The organism is Shigella sp. SIG3 (assembly GCF_053555855.1).
In genome coordinates, this window is record NZ_JBQZXE010000279.1 from 1 (window position 1) to 765 (window position 765).

Consider the following 765-nt stretch of genomic DNA (forward strand, 5'->3'; position numbering starts at 1 on the left):
CACTCCGGTGAAAGTACTGGCCCCGGGGAACGGAAAGACGAAAACGGGTCGTCTGTGGGTATACGTCAGGGATGATCGTAATGCGGGTTCATCCCTGCCGGCAGCCGTCTGGTTCGCGTATTCGGCAGATCGCAAAGGAGAACATCCGCAGCTCCACCTGGCAAAGTATCAGGGCGTACTGCAGGCTGATGCCTATGCAGGTTATAACGTACTGTACGAAACGGGCCGGGTGAAGGAAGCCGGGTGCCTGGCCCACGCCCGCCGAAAAATCCATGACGAGGATGTGCGCCGTCCGACAGAAATGACTCAGGAAGCGCTCAGACGGATAGCAGAGTTATACGACATAGAAGCGGAGATACGTGGCAGTCCGGCAGAGGAACGGCTTGCAGTCAGAAAAGCCAGAAGCGTCCAGTTGATGCAGTCGTTGTACGACTGGATACAGTTGCAGAGGAAAACGCTGTCGAAACATGCGGAGATGGCGAAGGCGTTCGACTATATCCTGAATCACTGGAATGCGCTGAACGAGTTCTGTCGTGACGGCTGGGTGGAAATAGACAACAACATCGGTGAAAACGCGTTACGATCGGTGGCGGTTGGAAGAAAAAATTATCTCTTTTTCGGCTCAGACAAGGGAGGAGAAAGTGCGGCGATCATCTACAGTCTGCTGGTCACCTGCAAACAGAACGAAGTGGAGCCGGAGGACTGGTTGCGCGAAGTGATCGAGAAGCTCAATGACTGGCCGTCGAACCAAGTGCATGAACTGCT

Annotated in this window: 1 pseudogene; it reads left to right on the forward strand. The window is 54.5% G+C overall.

The features are described from left to right. Nucleotides 1-765 (forward strand): annotated as a pseudogene (locus ACUU1I_RS20915) (IS66-like element ISSfl3 family transposase); the annotation flags it as partial.